Source organism: Pyxidicoccus trucidator, from assembly GCF_010894435.1.
Taxonomy (GTDB): domain Bacteria; phylum Myxococcota; class Myxococcia; order Myxococcales; family Myxococcaceae; genus Myxococcus; species Myxococcus trucidator.
On record NZ_JAAIXZ010000119.1, the window covers coordinates 1 to 389 of the forward strand.

Genomic DNA, 389 nt, shown 5'->3' on the forward strand with positions numbered 1-389 from the left:
TGCTGAACGGAGAGCTGCCGACCCCGAAGGAGCTGGAGCAGTTCGTCCACCTCGTCACGCACCACACGTTCGTGCACGAGAACGTGAAGTCCTTCATGGATGGGTTCCGCTACGACGCGCACCCCATGTCCATGCTGGGCTCCACCGTGGCGGCGCTGTCCAGCTTCTACCCGGACGCGAAGAACACCAAGGATGAGCTGAGCCGTCGCATCCAGATCACCCGGCTCATCGCCAAGATGCCCACGCTCGCCGCGTTCTCCTACCGGCACAGCATGGGCCTGCCGTACATCTACCCGGACAACGACCTGTCCTACGTCGCCAACTTCCTGGCGATGGTGAAGCGCATCGGCACCACGACCTACAAGGTCCACCCGGTGCTGGAACGCGCG

1 protein-coding gene is annotated in these 389 nt (G+C 63.5%); it reads left to right on the forward strand.

What is annotated here, in order from left to right:
* Positions 1 to 389, forward strand: a 389-nt coding sequence (locus tag G4D85_RS48685; RefSeq protein ID WP_275900435.1) for a citrate/2-methylcitrate synthase, incomplete at both ends; no start/stop codon positions are given.